This window comes from Salegentibacter agarivorans (genome assembly GCF_900113135.1).
Lineage (GTDB): Bacteria > Bacteroidota > Bacteroidia > Flavobacteriales > Flavobacteriaceae > Salegentibacter > Salegentibacter agarivorans.
In genome coordinates, this window is record NZ_FOOH01000005.1 from 84,640 (window position 1) to 99,429 (window position 14,790).

The window sequence follows — 14,790 nt, forward strand, 5'->3', positions numbered from 1 at the left end:
AATGTTTCGTAATATTGTTGCACAACCTAATTTTAGTGTCTATTTGATGAAAAAGAAAGAAGTTACAATTTATGATTTAGCAAAAGAGCTAAACTATTCTCCTTCCACTATTTCAAGAGCTTTAAACAACCATAAAAGTATTGGAAAGAAAACCATAAAAAAGATTCAAAAAACTGCAGAAGAATTTAATTACCGCCCTAATGCCTTAGCTGCCAGTTTAAGAAATAACACTTCCAGAACCATCGGGATAACAATTCCTAAGATAAATCATCCATTTCAGGCTTCTTTGATTACAGGAATTGAAAAAACCGCCAGAAAAGCAGGCTATAATGTAATTATCACACAATCTGATGATAAATACAAAAATGAAGTTGATAATGTAAAAGCTTTATACGACGCTAGAGTTGGAGGCTTAATTGTTTCTTTAGGAATGGAAACTAGAGACACCAGCCATTTTGACCAATATGTGAAACAAAATATACCTATAGTATTTGTAGACCGGGTACCTGAAAATTTCAATTCTTACCGTGTGATTATTGATAATCACGCTGCTGGATACAGGGCTACAAAACACTTAATAGAACAGGGATGTAAAAGAATTGCACATTTCGCTGGAGCTCAACACGTTAATGTTTATAATTTAAGAAAGAAAGGATACGTGGATGCTCTTATAGACTCTGGACTTCAGGTTGACGAAGAACTCATAATGGATATGAAAACCCTTAGTTTTGAAGAAGGAAAGAAGGCAACCGAAAAGTTATTAAAACTTGATAATCCTCCAGATGGTATTTTTTCTGCTATCGATACTGCTGCAGTAAGTGCAATTTTATATGCTAAAGAAAAAGGAGTTAAAATTCCTGAGGAACTCGCTATAATTGGCTTTAACGATGATCCTATTTCCAGAATCGTAGAACCTACGCTATCTACCGTTTCGCATCCCGCCCAAAAAATGGGAGAAATATCAACAAAAAGAATTTTAGAACACTCCACGCGCAAACTTGACGCTGCTGTTTCAGAAATTACAATGTTAGATACCGAAATTATTATAAGAAATTCCAGTAAAAGAAAGTAAAAAGATTTTAATTAGAATCCGAATAATTCAGGAAGCCAAAGGCTCAAAAACGGGAAAATTATCACCAATATTAAGGAAATCAACATTCCCACAAAAAGTGGTAGCAAAGGTTTTACCACTTTTTGAATAGTAGTATTTGCAACTCCTACCCCTATAAATAAAACGGAACCTACTGGCGGCGTACAAAGGCCTATACATAAATTTAGGATCATTATTACTCCAAAATGTACCGGATCTATTCCCATAGCTACTGCAACCGGAAGAAATATTGGGGTGAAAATTAATACCGCCGGAGTCATATCCATAAAAATTCCCACAAATAATAATATCAGGTTTATTAAAATAATCACTACAAAAGGATTATCACTAAAACCTAATAAAGCTGAAGTTACTTCCTGCGGAATGTTTTCGTAAGACATTACCCAGGACATTGCAATAGACATCGCAATAAGCAGCATTACCAAAGAAATGGTCCCTACTGATTCTACCAGTACGGTTTTAAGTTTAGAGAAATTCAATTCTTTGTATAGAAAAGCCAGAATGAGGCAATAGACAACAGCTACAGAGGAAGCTTCAGTAGCAGTAAAAATTCCGCCAACAATTCCTCCAATAATAATTATTAATAAAAGCAGACTTGGAAGGGCATCAAAAAAAGACCGCAGAATATGTTTAAACGAACTTCTTTTTCCTGTAGGGAAACCTTTCTTTTTTGCCCAAACTAAAGCAATGGCCATTAAAATTAAACCAGTAAGAATTCCGGGAAGATAACCGGCTAAAAATAATGCCCCTATACTCACCCCACCACTGGCAAGAGAATAAATTATAAAAATATTACTCGGTGGAATTAAAAGTCCCGTGGTGGCCGAAGTTACATTTACAGCAACACCATATTCTTTGGTATAACCTTCTTTTTCCATCCTTTCAGACATAAAACTACCTATAGCGGCAGCGGCAGCACCGGCAGAACCTGCAATTGCACCAAACATCATTGCAGCTACAATGTTTACGTGCGCCAAACCACCGGGTAAAGCTCCCACCAGGGATTTTGCAAATTCAATTAATCTTTTGGCTATTCCACCACTATTCATAATGTGGCCGGCAAGTATAAAAAAAGGAATAGCAAGTAAGGAAAAACTATCTAAACCAGTAGCCACTCTTTGAGAAATAGTAGTAAAAGCAGGAATAGTATCTACACTAAATAACAATGTTAGTACCGAAGCTATCCCAATGCTCCAGGCAATGGGAACGCGAATTCCCACCAAAACTATAAAGCTAAATATTAAAACAAATATTTCCATTTACCGATTTGCTTTTAATTCCTGCAAGGTTTGCCGCATTTGCATCCATTTAAAATAAATTATCATCAGGCCTGAAATAGGTAAAACCAGGTATACAAATCCCATAGGTAAACCTAAAGCTGCAGAAGTTTGTTCGAGCTTAAAGGAAACATACACATACCTACCACCGCCAATTATAAAAACTGCAGCGGTAAAAAGCATAATTATTAATTGCACCAGGAGATCGAGTTTTAATTTTGTCCTGATACTAAACGATTTTGGAAGTAAATCTATAGTGATATGCGTATTTCTACCCGAAATATAAACAGCCCCAAAAAGGCTAACCCAAATTAGCATAAAACGCGCCAGCTCATCTGTCCACGAGCTTTGATCTGCCAGGAGGTAACGACTACAAACACCCCATAACACGCTAAACAACATTACCGTTACCAGGCAAACAACCAACCATTCTAAAAACCAATTAAGCTTTCTACTCATTTCCTAAGTTTTTAATTTCTTGAATGGTTTTATATAATTCAGGTTCTGTTTTCTCTAAATCTTTAATTATATGGCTACTTTTTTCTTTGAATAATTCTTTATCAGGGTAAGTGACTTTCACCTCTTCTTTCTTAATTGCCGTCAATGCCTCTATTTCGGCAATCTCCCATAATTCCCTTTGCTTTACTGAAGCTTCCTGAGCAGCTTCCTGGATCCATCTCTTTTCTTCGGAAGAAAGCTTGTTATAAATCTGCGTACTTATCACCAAAATATCGGGTACAGCCGAATGCTCATCTAATGAAAAATTTTTACAAATTTCGTAATGTCTTGACGTGTAAAAGCTGGGCAAATTATTTTCTGCTCCTTCTACTACTCCTTGCTGTAGTGAAGTATAAAGTTCTCCCCAGGAAACCGGTGTTGGGGAACCTCCAAGGGTTTTCACAAGATTAATTGCCGTAGGACTTTGCATTACCCTAATTTTCAAACCTTTTAAATCTTCCGGAGTTTCAATAGGAGTGTCTTTTGTATAAAATGAACGGCTGCCCGCATCAAAATAGGTTAAGCCCCTTAACCAATATTTCTCGCCGTCTAAAAGAAGTTCATTTCCAAGCTCGCTATCATAAAGCTTATAACGATGCTCGCGGTCTTTAAAAATATAAGGATAACCAAAAACGCGAAGTTTAGGGGAAAAATTTTCCATCACGGCAGATGACACTTTGGTCATAGCCAAACCGCCCAGTTGCAAAAGTTCCAAACTCTGCCTTTCTGAACCTAACTGCCCGCCGGGGTAAACCTCTATTATTAATTCTCCATTAGATTTTTCTTTAACACGCTGAGCAAAAAATGCTAAAGCCTGGTGAACAGGATGATCAAGACTCAACCCGTGGGAAAGTTTTAAAGATTTTACTTCATCTTTCTGGCTACAGGAAGCAAAAAGAATTAAGACAATAAAAAGTTTGAAAACTGATCTCATTTAGATCTTATTTCAGTAATTATTTTTAGCACTTTGGCCACATTGTTTTTTATAGATTCAAAATCAGAATTTTCAACCATATTCTTTGGAATAAGTGCTGACCCCATTCCAACGCAAGTAACTCCAGCGTTAAACCATGCTGTTATATTTTCTTCTTCAAGATTAACTCCGCCACTTGGCATAATTGAAGTCCAGGGTTGCGGGCCTTTTATAGCCTTTACAAAACCGGGTCCTAAAACAGCCGCCGGAAACAATTTTACTACTTCGCAGCCTAATTCTTCAGCCTGGCTTATTTCGGTTAGACTACCGCAACCGGGTAGGTATAACACTTTTCTACGGTTACAAACTTTAGCAACATCTTCTCTAATTACCGGGCTCACTACGAATTCTGCACCTAAATTCATATAAAGACTGGCTGTACTGGCGTCTACTACAGAACCTACGCCAAGAATCATTTCGGGACATTCTTTTCTTGAAAATTTCACGAGATTTGCAAAGACTTCGTGAGCAAATTCTCCCCTGTGTGTAAATTCAAAAAAACGTGCTCCTCCTTGATATACTGCTTTAAGCACTTGCTTAACTAATTCCTGGTCCTGGTGATAGAATAAAGGTACTAGCCCCAATTCTTTCATTTTTATCGCAATTTCTGGTCTGGATATTTTTTTCATATTTTTAAAATTTATGCCCAAAGGGTAAAATTGTCACTTGTTTATAAGAATTCAATATGTGCTACATTATTACCTCCAGCATCATGCCGGTTTCATAATTTCATCTTATAATTCGTCCTGAACCATCACCCTCAATTAATTCTAATACTTCTTCTTTACTTACCCTATTAAAATCTCCCACTATAGAATGTTTTAAACAGGAAGCCGCCGTGGCAAAATCAAGTGTTTTTTGATCTTCAAAATGCTGAAGCCCATAAATAAGTGCTCCCATAAAACTATCTCCTGCCCCCACACGATCTACTATTGGATAAATATCATATTCTGTAGATGATAATAGTTCTGCTCCTGTAAACATATCTGCCGACCATTTATGATGAGAGGCGTTTAATTCTTTACGATTTGTAATGGCGATTCTTTGTAAGGAAGGAAATTTTTGTTGTAAGGCTTTAGAAAGTTCGTGATTATTCTGAAAATCTTTTATATTGAAAAACTGACTACAGGCATAAGCTCCCGCAAGCAAAACATCGCTTTGTTCCACTAGTTTGGTCATGGTTCCTTCAGAATTTGCACCTTCGTATTGCCAAAGATTTCCGCGGAAATTAAGATCTCCGGAAATTTTAATCCCCTTACTTTTGGCCACCTCAACTGCATGCAAACAAACTTTTGCAGCTTTTGCCGAAATTGCCGGAGTAATGCCTGACCAGTGAAACCAGTTACAATCTTCAAAAATCTCATCCCAATCAAACCATTCGGGTTCTATTTGTGAAAAAGCTGAATTTTCCCGGTCATAAATTATTTTCCCAGGACGATTGATAGCCCCGGTTTCCAAAAAATATAATCCTAATCGCTTTCCGTCAAATTTTATGTGATTTAAACCCACATTATTATTTCGTAAATCATTTATGGCTGATTTCCCTAAATCGTTTTCGGGTAAGACACTTAAAAATTCGGTTTTTAAACCAAAGTTTGCTGCAGTTATAAGCACATTTGCCTCACTCCCGCCGTAAACAACTTTAAAATTATTTACCTGCGAAAACCTTAGCGCATCTTCGCAAGACAGGCGCATCAATAATTCCCCTAGGCTCACCAGCTTTTTCATAAATTACTTTTTGTTCATTTCAGGAAATTCAAAATACGATTCTGCATTGTAATAACATATATCCTGAATTATTTTACCTATCCATTCTATATCTTCAGGAAGTTCTTTGTTTTCAATATCTTTTCCGAATAAATTACATAAAACGCGTCTAAAATATTCGTGCCTTGGTACAGATAAGAAACTTCTACTATCAGTTAACATTCCGACAAAACAGCTAATTAAACCCATATTTGATAATGAATTCAACTGTTTTTCCATTCCATCTTTTTGATCTAAAAACCACCAGGCAGAGCCATGCTGAATTTTTCCCTTCCGGGAATCACTCATAAAATTCCCGGCCATCGTAGCCATCACTTCATTATCTGAAGGATTCACGTTATAAAGAATGGTTTTAGGCAAATCTTCATTTCTATTTAGTGTATCTAAAAATTTTGCCAGCGGCTTAGCCTGGTTTAAATCTCCAATACTATCTACTCCTGCATCTTTACCAATCTGGTTGAGTAATTTGGAATTGGTATCTCGCACCGGGCCCAGGTGTAATTGCATGGTCCAGTTCTTTGCAGCATACAAACTACCTAATTTTAATAATAAAGCGGATTGATATTTATCAGACTCTTTCACAGTAAGGTTTTCTCCTGCTAATTTTTTCTTGAGTAAATTATCTATTTCATCCTTAGAAAAATCTTCAGCCAGCATTCTTTCCAAGCCGTGGTCTGAAAGCCTGCACCCGTGTTGATGAAAATATTCTATTCTACTTGCTACTGCTTTAATAAGGGAATCAAAATCTTTAATATCTATTTTAGTTTGATTTCCTATTCTTTTTAAATACGCTGCAAAATCATCATTTTCAATATTCAATAAACCATCTGGCCTAAAAGTGGGAAGCACTTTTACTTCAAAACCATCTTCCGCGATCTTTTTATGATGCTTTAAATCATCAGCAGGATCATCTGTGGTGCAAACCACTTTTACATTCATTTTCTTTAGCAAATTCCTGGTAGAATAAGCCTGGGTAGCAAGCAAAGAATTACATTGATTGTAGATCTTTTTGGCATTTTTCTCAGTCAATAAATCGGTAATACCAAAATAGCGTTGCAATTCTAAATGCGTCCAATGATAAAGCGGATTTCGCATGGTATAAGGAATGGTTTCTGCCCATTTCTGAAATTTCTCCTCATCGCTGCTATTTCCCGTAATATATTTTTCTTCAATACCAAGCGCCCGCATAGCACGCCATTTATAATGATCTCCGGCAATCCAGATTTCAGTAAGGTTTTTAAATTGCCTGTCTTCAGCTATGTCTTCAACTGGCAAATGGCAGTGATAATCTATAATAGGCATATCTTTAGCATAGCGCTCGTAAAGCTCTTTAGCAAAGCTATTTTCCAGAAGAAAATCTTCTTCAATAAAATTCGTCATTTAATTCACTCTTTTCGGTTGTTATCTTAGGGTAAAAACGGCTTCTTTAAACTGGGCTGCACCTAATTCCAGGCTCCTGGCAGAAGGGCTGGAACTTCCTATATAAATTTTAAATTCTCCTTTTTCGATTACACTTTCCCCATCATGGTTTACAAGTTCCATCATCTCTGGGGTAATTTCAAATTTTATTTCTTTGGAACTTCCTGCTTTTAAATTTACTCTTTTAATTCCGTAAAGTTGATATTTAGGCGCATCTACAGAAGTTTCTAAATCTGAAACATACAGTTGTACCACTTCTTCAGCTTCACGATCTCCCACATTAGATACTTCTAAACTAGCTTCCAGGTTTTGCCCTTTTCGAATTTTTTCTTTAGATAATTTTATATCAGAAAATTCAAAATCTGAATAGCTCAACCCATAACCAAAAGGATACATTGGTTCTGCATCCATATATTTATAGGTTCTTCCTTTCATCGTGTAATCTTCGTAAGGAGGCAAATCGTCCAGGGATTTTGGAAAAGTAATTGGCAATCTGCCTGATGGAGAAACCTCTCCAAAAATAATATCTGCAACCGCATTACCACCTTCCTGGCCGGGATACCAAACCATTAATACCGCGTCTGCTAGTTCGTGTACTTCTTCCAGGTTCATTGGGCTTCCCCCCGTAATTACAGCAATTACCGGGTTATCGCCGGCAGCTTCATTCAATTTTCGTAAATAATCCAGCTGATTTTCAGGAAGATTATAATCCAACCTATCTCCAAAAGTTTCTGAAGCTATAGACTCCCCTTCTTCACCTTCTAATACGCCGGAAATCCCTAACACGGCAATAGTAGCATCGCTATTTCCAGCATTCGGCGAAGCCCAATCCTGCGGGTTAGCATTTGGACGATCTAACAAAGTCCCCTGCCGGTATTGCAACTGACTTTGAGGTTCTATAGCCCCGGCAATTCCTTCAATAATAGTTACTAAATTAGGATTAACACCATGATAATTACCTAATAAAATCTCAATACTTGTAGCATTTGGCCCGGTAATAAAGTATTTCGCCAGGTCATTTTTCAAAGGAAGTACATCATCATTTTTAAGCATCACGATAGACTTTTGGGCAGTCTCCCTGGCCAATGCCCTGTGCTCCCTTGTATTAATATCTTTTGCAGAAAGTTTAGAATAAGGATTATTTGTAGGGGAATCAAAAAGACCAAGTTTAAACTTGGTTTTCATCAAAATGGCAAGTTGCTTGTCTATTTCTTTTTCGGTCACCAAGCCTTGATTTACCGCTTCTACCAAAGAAGGATAAACGCTACCACAGTTAAGGTTAACGCCGCTTTTTATGCCGAGAGCCGCAGCTTCTTCAGGAGTTCCCACAACATTGTGACCTCCATAAAAATCTTCCAATGCCCAGCAATCGCTTACCACATGGCCTTTAAAACCCCACTTATCCCGTAGCACATCGGTAAGTAAATATTCATTTGCACAACAAGGTTCCCCGTTAGTAGCATTATAAGCGCACATAATAGTCTCTACCTCAGCATTTACAAGAGCTTCAAAAGCTGGCAGGTAAGTTTCCCATAAATCTTTTTGTGAGGCTATTGCATTAAATTCGTGCCTTAATTTCTCTGGACCGCTATGCACCGCATAATGTTTTGCTGCAGCTGCCGTCTTAAGGTATTTATCATCATCTCCCTGCAGGCCTTTTACGAATGCCACCCCCAATTTTGCAGTAAGAAAAGGATCTTCCCCGTAAGTTTCCTGTCCTCTTCCCCACCGCGGATCACGAAAAATATTAATATTCGGAGTCCAAAATGTTAGTCCGCTGTATTGTCTTCTATATCCATTTTCAACGGCGGTATTATGATTTCCCCGGGCCTCATCTGAAATTGCCGAAGAAACTTTAAAAATTAAATCTTCATCAAAAGTAGCACCCATCCCAATAGCCTGAGGAAAAACCGTGGCGACACCAGAACGACCAATTCCGTGCAATGCTTCATTCCACCAATTATATTCAGAGATACTTAATCTCTCTATTGCCGGGCTATCGTGCATCATTTGCATCGCCTTTTCTTCTAAAGTCAATCGATTGATTAAATCAGCAACTCTTTCATCTACACTTAATGACTCGTTCCTAAAACCATAATCCATGCCTTTCTCCTGGGCATTAATTGACCCTAGATTTCCGAAAACAAAAACCAACAGAAAGGCTCCCAATACTTTATAATTCATAATTTTATGAGTTTAAAGTTTATAAATCATTAAATAAACGATTTTTTCTTAAAAATGTCTTAACAAATTAAACATAAATTTATCATAAACACAACCGATTGCATACAAAATTTTGTCGGCAAGCTTTTTTTGTCTAATTTTCAGCTCACAATCGTTTGATAATATTATAATGAATTTAAAGAAATTTATTTCCCTGGCCTTTTTATGCCTTTTCGCAGTCAATATTCAAGCCCAGAAAGGTTATGAACTCTGGTTAGATTATATAGAAATACAGGATCCTGGTGTTGAAAAAAAATATGCACCTTTTCTAAATAATGTGGAATTAATTGGTAATTCTTCTACAATTCAGGCTATAAAGGAAGAGTTACAACTAGCTCGAGAAGGTTTTGCTTTTGAAAATTCAAAACTCAGTAATGATTCAAAATTAATTATTGGAATACAAAGTAAACTGCCAACGGCAATAAGAAACATTGTCAATACTGAAAACCTGGGAGAAGAAGGTTATAAAATCACTTCTCTTAATAATGGAAAGACTATTGTAGTAAGTGGAAATTCTGAGATAGCGCTTCTTTATGGAACTTACGGCTTGCTTCGCGAAATGCAGCAAAAAAATGATATTTCAGATTTAAAAATTGAAGAAAAACCGGAAATCCAGAAGCGTGTTTTAAATCACTGGGATAATTTAGACCGCACGGTAGAACGTGGGTACGCCGGTTTTTCAATTTGGGATTGGCATCTTTTACCCGAACTTATAAAACCCGAATATAAAGATTACGCCCGAGCTAATGCTGCAATAGGAATTAACGGTACGGTCTTGACCAATGTAAATTCTAACGCGCTAATTCTAACCCCTCATTATATTGAAAAAGTAAAAGCCCTGGCCAAAGTTTTTCGACCTTACGGAATCCAGGTTTACCTAACGGCAAGATTTTCTGCCCCAATTGAATTAGGCGATCTTGATACTGCCGATCCTTTAAATGAAGATGTGAAGCAGTGGTGGAAAAACATTGCTGATGAAATATATGCTGAAATCCCCGATTTTGGAGGTTTTCTAGTTAAAGCTGATTCGGAAGGCCAACCAGGACCTTTTCAGTATAATAGAACCCACGTAGACGGCGCCAATATGTTGGCCGAAGCGGTTGCTCCCCATAACGGAATCATAATGTGGCGAGCCTTTGTTTATTCTGAAGAAGATCCTGACGATCGCGCAAAACAAGCTTACGACCAGTTTATTCCTTATGATGGAAAATTTGCAGATAATGTTTTGGTACAGGTTAAAAATGGTGCTATAGATTTTCAACCTAGAGAACCATTCCACCCAATATTTGGGGCAATGCCAGATACTCCTTTAATGATGGAATTTCAAATAACTCAGGAATATTTAGGCTTCAGCTCTCACCTGGTTTTTCTTCCAAAACTGTTTGAGGAAGTTTTAGACGAAGACACTTATGCCGATGGTGAAAACTCTACGGTAGCCAAAGTAATTGACGGCACAAATTCAAATAAAAAATTAACCGGAATAGCTGGGGTTGCCAATATTGGTACTGAAAAGAACTGGACAGGACACCCCTTTGGGCAGGCAAACTGGTATGGCTTTGGGAGATTGGCCTGGGATCCTTATATGGATTCTAAAGTTATCGCAGAAGAATGGTTAAAAATAAATTTTTCTAATGAAGAAGACTTTATAAAACCTATGACCGATCTCTTAATAGAATCTCGCGAAGCGGTAGTAAATTACATGACACCTTTGGGACTACACCATATTATGGCCACCAGTCACCATTACGGTCCGGGGCCCTGGGTAGACGATCTTGGCCGGCCAGAATGGAACCCCGTATATTATCATAAAGCTGATAAAAATGGGATAGGGTTTGATAGAACCAGTTTTGGCAGTAATGCACTTGCCCAATACGCTAAACCTATTGAAGAAAAATATAGCAATCCTGAAACCACGCCTGAAAAATACTTACTGTGGTTTCATCATCTTCCCTGGGACTACAAAATGGATAATGGTAAAACGCTTTGGGATAATATGGCTCTACATTATCAAAAAGGTGTAGAACAGGTTGTAGAAATGCAGGCTACCTGGAAAAAAATGGAACAATATGTAAATGAAACAGAATTTAAAAAAACCTCCATGTTACTGGAAATTCAGTTAAAAGAAGCAAAATGGTGGCGAGATGCATGCCTGAGCTATTTTCAGAAATTCTCTGAAATGGAGTTACCTGCCGGAGTACCTGAACCAGAACATAACTTAGAATATTATAAATCAATAGAACGTCCATATGCACCAGGTATAAATCCTTCCTGGTAACACAAAAATTTATAAAAATGACCAAACAATTAACAGCAATCGTAACGGGAGCAAACGCTGGACTAGGTTTTGCAACAGCCAAAAAATTCTGTGAAAAAGGAATTAAAACTTACGTAAACGGAAGAAATAAAGAAAAGACCGAAGAGGCCTGTAAAGAATTAGGCGAAAACGCCATACCCTTTATTCTGGATCTTAATAATTTAGATCAAATTCCCGCAGCGATAGAAAAGATTGGGCAGGAAGCCGAAAGTATTGATATTCTGGTTAATAATGCCGGGATTAATATGAAAAAAGAATTCCTGGAAGTAACCAATGAAGAATTTCAGAATATTTTACACACTAATGTTTTGGGACTTTTCGCAATTAGTCGGGAAGTGGTAAAAATAATGAAGAAGCAAAACTCGGGTAGTATCATCAATATTAGCTCGATGGCTGCCCAATATGGTATTCCTAAAGTTATTGCTTATTCTGCCAGTAAAACTGCAGTTGATGGGATGACGCGTGCTATGGCTGTAGATTTAGCGCAATTTGGAATTCGTGTAAACGCGGTGGCGCCCGGTTTTATTGAGACTAATATGTCTCGAAAAGCTTTAAACAACGATCCTGAAAGAAAAAATAAGGTTTTATCCAGAACGCCAATGGGTAAATTAGGGCAACCTTCAGATATTGCTGATGCAGTTTACTATTTTGCTACTAATGAATCATCATTTGTTACAGGAACAATTCTACCGGTAGACGGTGGAAATTCAATAGGATTTTAGGATGATTGCAATGCAACAAACCATGCGATGGTACGGCCCTAACGATGTACTATCGCTAAAAGATTTAAAACAGGCCGGTATAACTGGAATAGTTACCGCTTTACACGAAATTCCCGTAGGTGAGATTTGGACCAAAGAAGCTATTCTGGAAAGAAAAAATCTCATAGAAAGCCACGGCCTGGAATGGAGCGTGATAGAAAGCCTGCCGGTGCATGAAGACATAAAAAAAGAATCGGGAAACTATAAAGAATACATAGAAAATTATAAAGTAAGCCTTCAAAATATTGGCAAATGCGGTATTCGCGTTGTCGCTTATAATTTTATGCCAATTCTGGATTGGGTTCGCACAGATCATTTTCATGAAAATGAAGAAGGTGCTGCAGTTTTAAAATTCGATCCTTTAAAATTTGCCTATTTCGACTTATTTCTACTGAAAAGAAAAAATGCAGAAAAAGATTATACCGAAGAGCAAATTACTGCAGCCAAAAAAGTAGGTGACAATCTTTCTTCTGAAGAAAAAGATGAACTTTTTAAAAGTATTCTTTTAGGATTACCGGGAAGTACCGAAAATTTTACAGCCGAAATTATTAAAGATCTCCTGGAATCATATTCACATATTAACGATGAAAAATTACGCAAAAACCTCGTTAAATTTCTATCTAAAGTTACCCCAACAGCTGAAGAAAGCAATGTAAACCTCGCTATTCATCCAGACGATCCGCCGTTTTCGGTATTAGGCTTGCCACGTGTAGTGAGCAACCACGAAGACCTGAAATTTATCTTTGAAAACGTAAAAAGTAAATCCAACGGACTCTGTTATTGCACCGGGTCTTTAGGTGCAAATCCTGCTCACGATCTTCTTGAGATTTACGATGAATTTGAAGAAAGAATTCATTTTTTACACCTCAGAAATGTAAAAAAGAAAGTAACCGGAGTATTTATGGAATCTAACCATCTGGATGGTGATGTTCCAATGTTAGAAGTGGTGAAACGCATTATAAAAACAATGCAAAAAAGTAATCAAAGTATCCCAATGCGTCCAGACCACGGCTACCTGCATACTTTAGAAGTCAATAAAAACTATTATGCCGGCTATTCTTTTATAGGTAGGTTAAAAGGGCTCGCTGAATTGCGCGGACTCGAATTAGGATTACAGGAATCATTTAAATAATTACTATGAAGCTTCCATATTTCTACAAAACTGAATTTTCGGAGAACATATCTATCCTGCGAGGTTTTTTATAACTCGTAGGTTTTAATAAGAGACATACCTACAAGGTTTTATAAACCTTGCAGGATTTACACAAACGTTTATACACATTAGAAACTATGAATTCACTAAAAATATTTAAAAAATCGGTTTTTATTCTGGCAATTGCTGCAACGTTTACCGCTTGCAAATCTAATACCGATTCTGAAGAAAAAGAAGTTAAAGCTCAAACAGAAGATTCTTCAGAAATGGGACTTAAAGATTATTATGAAGACTATTTCCCAATGGGTGTGGCGGTTGCGCCAAATTCTGTCAAAGGAAAATCGGCTGAATTGATCAAAAAGGAATACAACAGTATCACGCCAGAAAATGTGATGAAAATGGGACCTATTCATCCCGAAAAAGATAAATTCTATTGGGAAGACGCCGATCTACTCGCCGAATTTGCAAAAGAAAACAATTTAAAAATGAGAGGACACGCCCTGGTTTGGCATCAACAAACCGGCGGTTGGATTTTTGAAAACAAAAATGGCGGCAAAGTAAATAAAGAAGAGCTGTTAAAACGAATGAAAAATCATATAGATTCGGTTGTTCCGCGTTATTCAGATATTATTTATGCCTGGGATGTTGTAAACGAAGCCGTGGCAGATGATTCTACGAAAGTATATCGAGAATCAGAATGGCTTAAAATTGCTGGAAAAGATTTCCTGGTAAAAGCCTTTGAATATGCTCACGAAGCAGATCCAAATGTGAAGCTATTTTATAATGATTACAATGCGATTATTCCTGAAAAAAGAGACCGGATTATTGAATTATTAAAATATCTCCAGGAAAATAATGCTCCAATTGATGGTGTGGGAATTCAGGCTCACTGGTCTATTCACGGACCTTCAGAAGAAGAATTAAGAGAAGCCCTAGATTTGTATTCAGCATTAGGCCTGGAAATTCAAATTACCGAACTTGATGTTTCACTTTATCCCTGGGAAAAGGAACGCCGCGAACTTAAAGAAGGTGAATCAGATGAATTTACTCCAGAACTGGAACAAAAACAAATTGAAGTTTACGATATGTTTTTTAGGGTTTTTAGAGATTACAAAGACGTAATTACCGGGGTGACTTTCTGGAATATTTCAGACAGATATTCGTGGCTAGACACCTACCCTGTTGCGGGACGAAAGAATTATCCGCTTTTATTCGATGAAAATTTTGAACGTAAAAAAGCATACGAAAAAGTGGTTGAATTTGAAACCCAACCCGAAACCAAAACTCCTTAAAA

The 14,790-nt window shown here is 37.2% G+C and carries 12 protein-coding genes; 5 read left to right on the top strand and 7 right to left on the bottom strand.

What is annotated here, in order from left to right; all coding sequences use genetic code 11:
• The first annotated feature begins 1 nt into the window (after position 1).
• Complete coding sequence (locus BM084_RS05255; protein ID WP_093303386.1) at positions 2-1,072, top strand: LacI family DNA-binding transcriptional regulator; 1,071 nt, start codon at positions 2-4, stop codon at positions 1,070-1,072.
• Positions 1,073-1,083: 11 nt separating this feature from the next.
• Here the strand turns inward: BM084_RS05255 and BM084_RS05260 are convergent, their stop codons facing one another.
• From BM084_RS05260 to BM084_RS05290, 7 genes are all read right to left on the bottom strand, one after another.
• A complete protein-coding gene (locus BM084_RS05260) occupies positions 1,084-2,370 on the bottom strand; it encodes a TRAP transporter large permease (RefSeq protein ID WP_075325830.1) in 1,287 nt (428 codons plus the stop codon).
• Positions 2,371-2,847, bottom strand: a complete 477-nt coding sequence (locus BM084_RS05265) for a TRAP transporter small permease (RefSeq protein WP_075325829.1) — start codon at positions 2,845-2,847, stop codon at positions 2,371-2,373.
• Positions 2,840-3,820 carry a TRAP transporter substrate-binding protein gene (locus BM084_RS05270; RefSeq protein WP_093303389.1) on the bottom strand — a complete coding sequence of 327 codons (981 nt, stop codon included), beginning with the start codon at positions 3,818-3,820 and terminating at the stop codon, positions 2,840-2,842. The genes BM084_RS05265 and BM084_RS05270 overlap by 8 nt, the downstream gene beginning before the upstream one ends.
• On the bottom strand, positions 3,817-4,488 hold the full coding sequence (locus tag BM084_RS05275; RefSeq protein ID WP_075325827.1) for a bifunctional 4-hydroxy-2-oxoglutarate aldolase/2-dehydro-3-deoxy-phosphogluconate aldolase: 672 nt from the start codon (positions 4,486-4,488) through the stop codon (positions 3,817-3,819). Before BM084_RS05275 ends, BM084_RS05270 begins: the two co-directional genes overlap by 4 nt.
• Before the next feature lie 100 nt (positions 4,489-4,588).
• Positions 4,589-5,587: a sugar kinase gene (locus BM084_RS05280; RefSeq protein WP_075325826.1), complete on the bottom strand. Its 999-nt coding sequence runs from the start codon at positions 5,585-5,587 to the stop codon at positions 4,589-4,591.
• Between the two features lie 3 nt (positions 5,588-5,590).
• A complete protein-coding gene (gene uxaC / locus BM084_RS05285) occupies positions 5,591-7,006 on the bottom strand; it encodes a glucuronate isomerase (RefSeq protein WP_075325825.1) in 1,416 nt (471 codons plus the stop codon).
• 21 nt (positions 7,007-7,027) lie between these two features.
• The gene (locus BM084_RS05290; RefSeq protein ID WP_093303391.1) at positions 7,028-9,229 is read right to left on the bottom strand and encodes a glycoside hydrolase family 3 C-terminal domain-containing protein; all 2,202 of its coding nucleotides are present in this window, start codon (positions 9,227-9,229) and stop codon (positions 7,028-7,030) included.
• Positions 9,230-9,398: 169 nt separating this feature from the next.
• Between BM084_RS05290 and BM084_RS05295 the strand changes: the two genes are divergently transcribed.
• The 4 genes from BM084_RS05295 to BM084_RS05310 all read left to right on the top strand — a co-directional run bounded on the left by BM084_RS05295 (position 9,399) and on the right by BM084_RS05310 (position 14,788).
• Entirely contained in the window at positions 9,399-11,543 is a 2,145-nt protein-coding gene (locus BM084_RS05295; protein ID WP_093303394.1) for an alpha-glucuronidase family glycosyl hydrolase, read from the top strand.
• Positions 11,544-11,560: 17 nt separating this feature from the next.
• Complete coding sequence (locus tag BM084_RS05300) at positions 11,561-12,304, top strand: SDR family NAD(P)-dependent oxidoreductase (protein ID WP_075325822.1); 744 nt, start codon at positions 11,561-11,563, stop codon at positions 12,302-12,304.
• 1 nt (position 12,305) lies between these two features.
• Complete coding sequence (gene uxuA, locus BM084_RS05305; RefSeq protein WP_093303396.1) at positions 12,306-13,475, top strand: mannonate dehydratase; 1,170 nt, start codon at positions 12,306-12,308, stop codon at positions 13,473-13,475.
• A 158-nt stretch (positions 13,476-13,633) separates the two neighbouring features.
• Positions 13,634-14,788, top strand: a complete 1,155-nt coding sequence (locus BM084_RS05310; RefSeq protein ID WP_093303399.1) for an endo-1,4-beta-xylanase — start codon at positions 13,634-13,636, stop codon at positions 14,786-14,788.
• Positions 14,789-14,790: the final 2 nt, after the last annotated feature.

What these genes read in the sequence shown, in the direction of transcription:
- BM084_RS05255 (WP_093303386.1), top strand. Translation starts at nt 2, where the DNA reads ATGTTTCGTAATATTGTTGCACAACCTAATTTTAGTGTCTATTTGATG.
- BM084_RS05260 (WP_075325830.1), bottom strand. Translation starts at nt 2,370, where the DNA reads ATGGAAATATTTGTTTTAATATTTAGCTTTATAGTTTTGGTGGGAATT.
- BM084_RS05265 (WP_075325829.1), bottom strand. Translation starts at nt 2,847, where the DNA reads ATGAGTAGAAAGCTTAATTGGTTTTTAGAATGGTTGGTTGTTTGCCTG.
- BM084_RS05270 (WP_093303389.1), bottom strand. Translation starts at nt 3,820, where the DNA reads ATGAGATCAGTTTTCAAACTTTTTATTGTCTTAATTCTTTTTGCTTCC.
- BM084_RS05275 (WP_075325827.1), bottom strand. Translation starts at nt 4,488, where the DNA reads ATGAAAAAAATATCCAGACCAGAAATTGCGATAAAAATGAAAGAATTG.
- BM084_RS05280 (WP_075325826.1), bottom strand. Translation starts at nt 5,587, where the DNA reads ATGAAAAAGCTGGTGAGCCTAGGGGAATTATTGATGCGCCTGTCTTGC.
- uxaC (WP_075325825.1), bottom strand. Translation starts at nt 7,006, where the DNA reads ATGACGAATTTTATTGAAGAAGATTTTCTTCTGGAAAATAGCTTTGCT.
- BM084_RS05290 (WP_093303391.1), bottom strand. Translation starts at nt 9,229, where the DNA reads ATGAATTATAAAGTATTGGGAGCCTTTCTGTTGGTTTTTGTTTTCGGA.
- BM084_RS05295 (WP_093303394.1), top strand. Translation starts at nt 9,399, where the DNA reads ATGAATTTAAAGAAATTTATTTCCCTGGCCTTTTTATGCCTTTTCGCA.
- BM084_RS05300 (WP_075325822.1), top strand. Translation starts at nt 11,561, where the DNA reads ATGACCAAACAATTAACAGCAATCGTAACGGGAGCAAACGCTGGACTA.
- uxuA (WP_093303396.1), top strand. Translation starts at nt 12,306, where the DNA reads ATGATTGCAATGCAACAAACCATGCGATGGTACGGCCCTAACGATGTA.
- BM084_RS05310 (WP_093303399.1), top strand. Translation starts at nt 13,634, where the DNA reads ATGAATTCACTAAAAATATTTAAAAAATCGGTTTTTATTCTGGCAATT.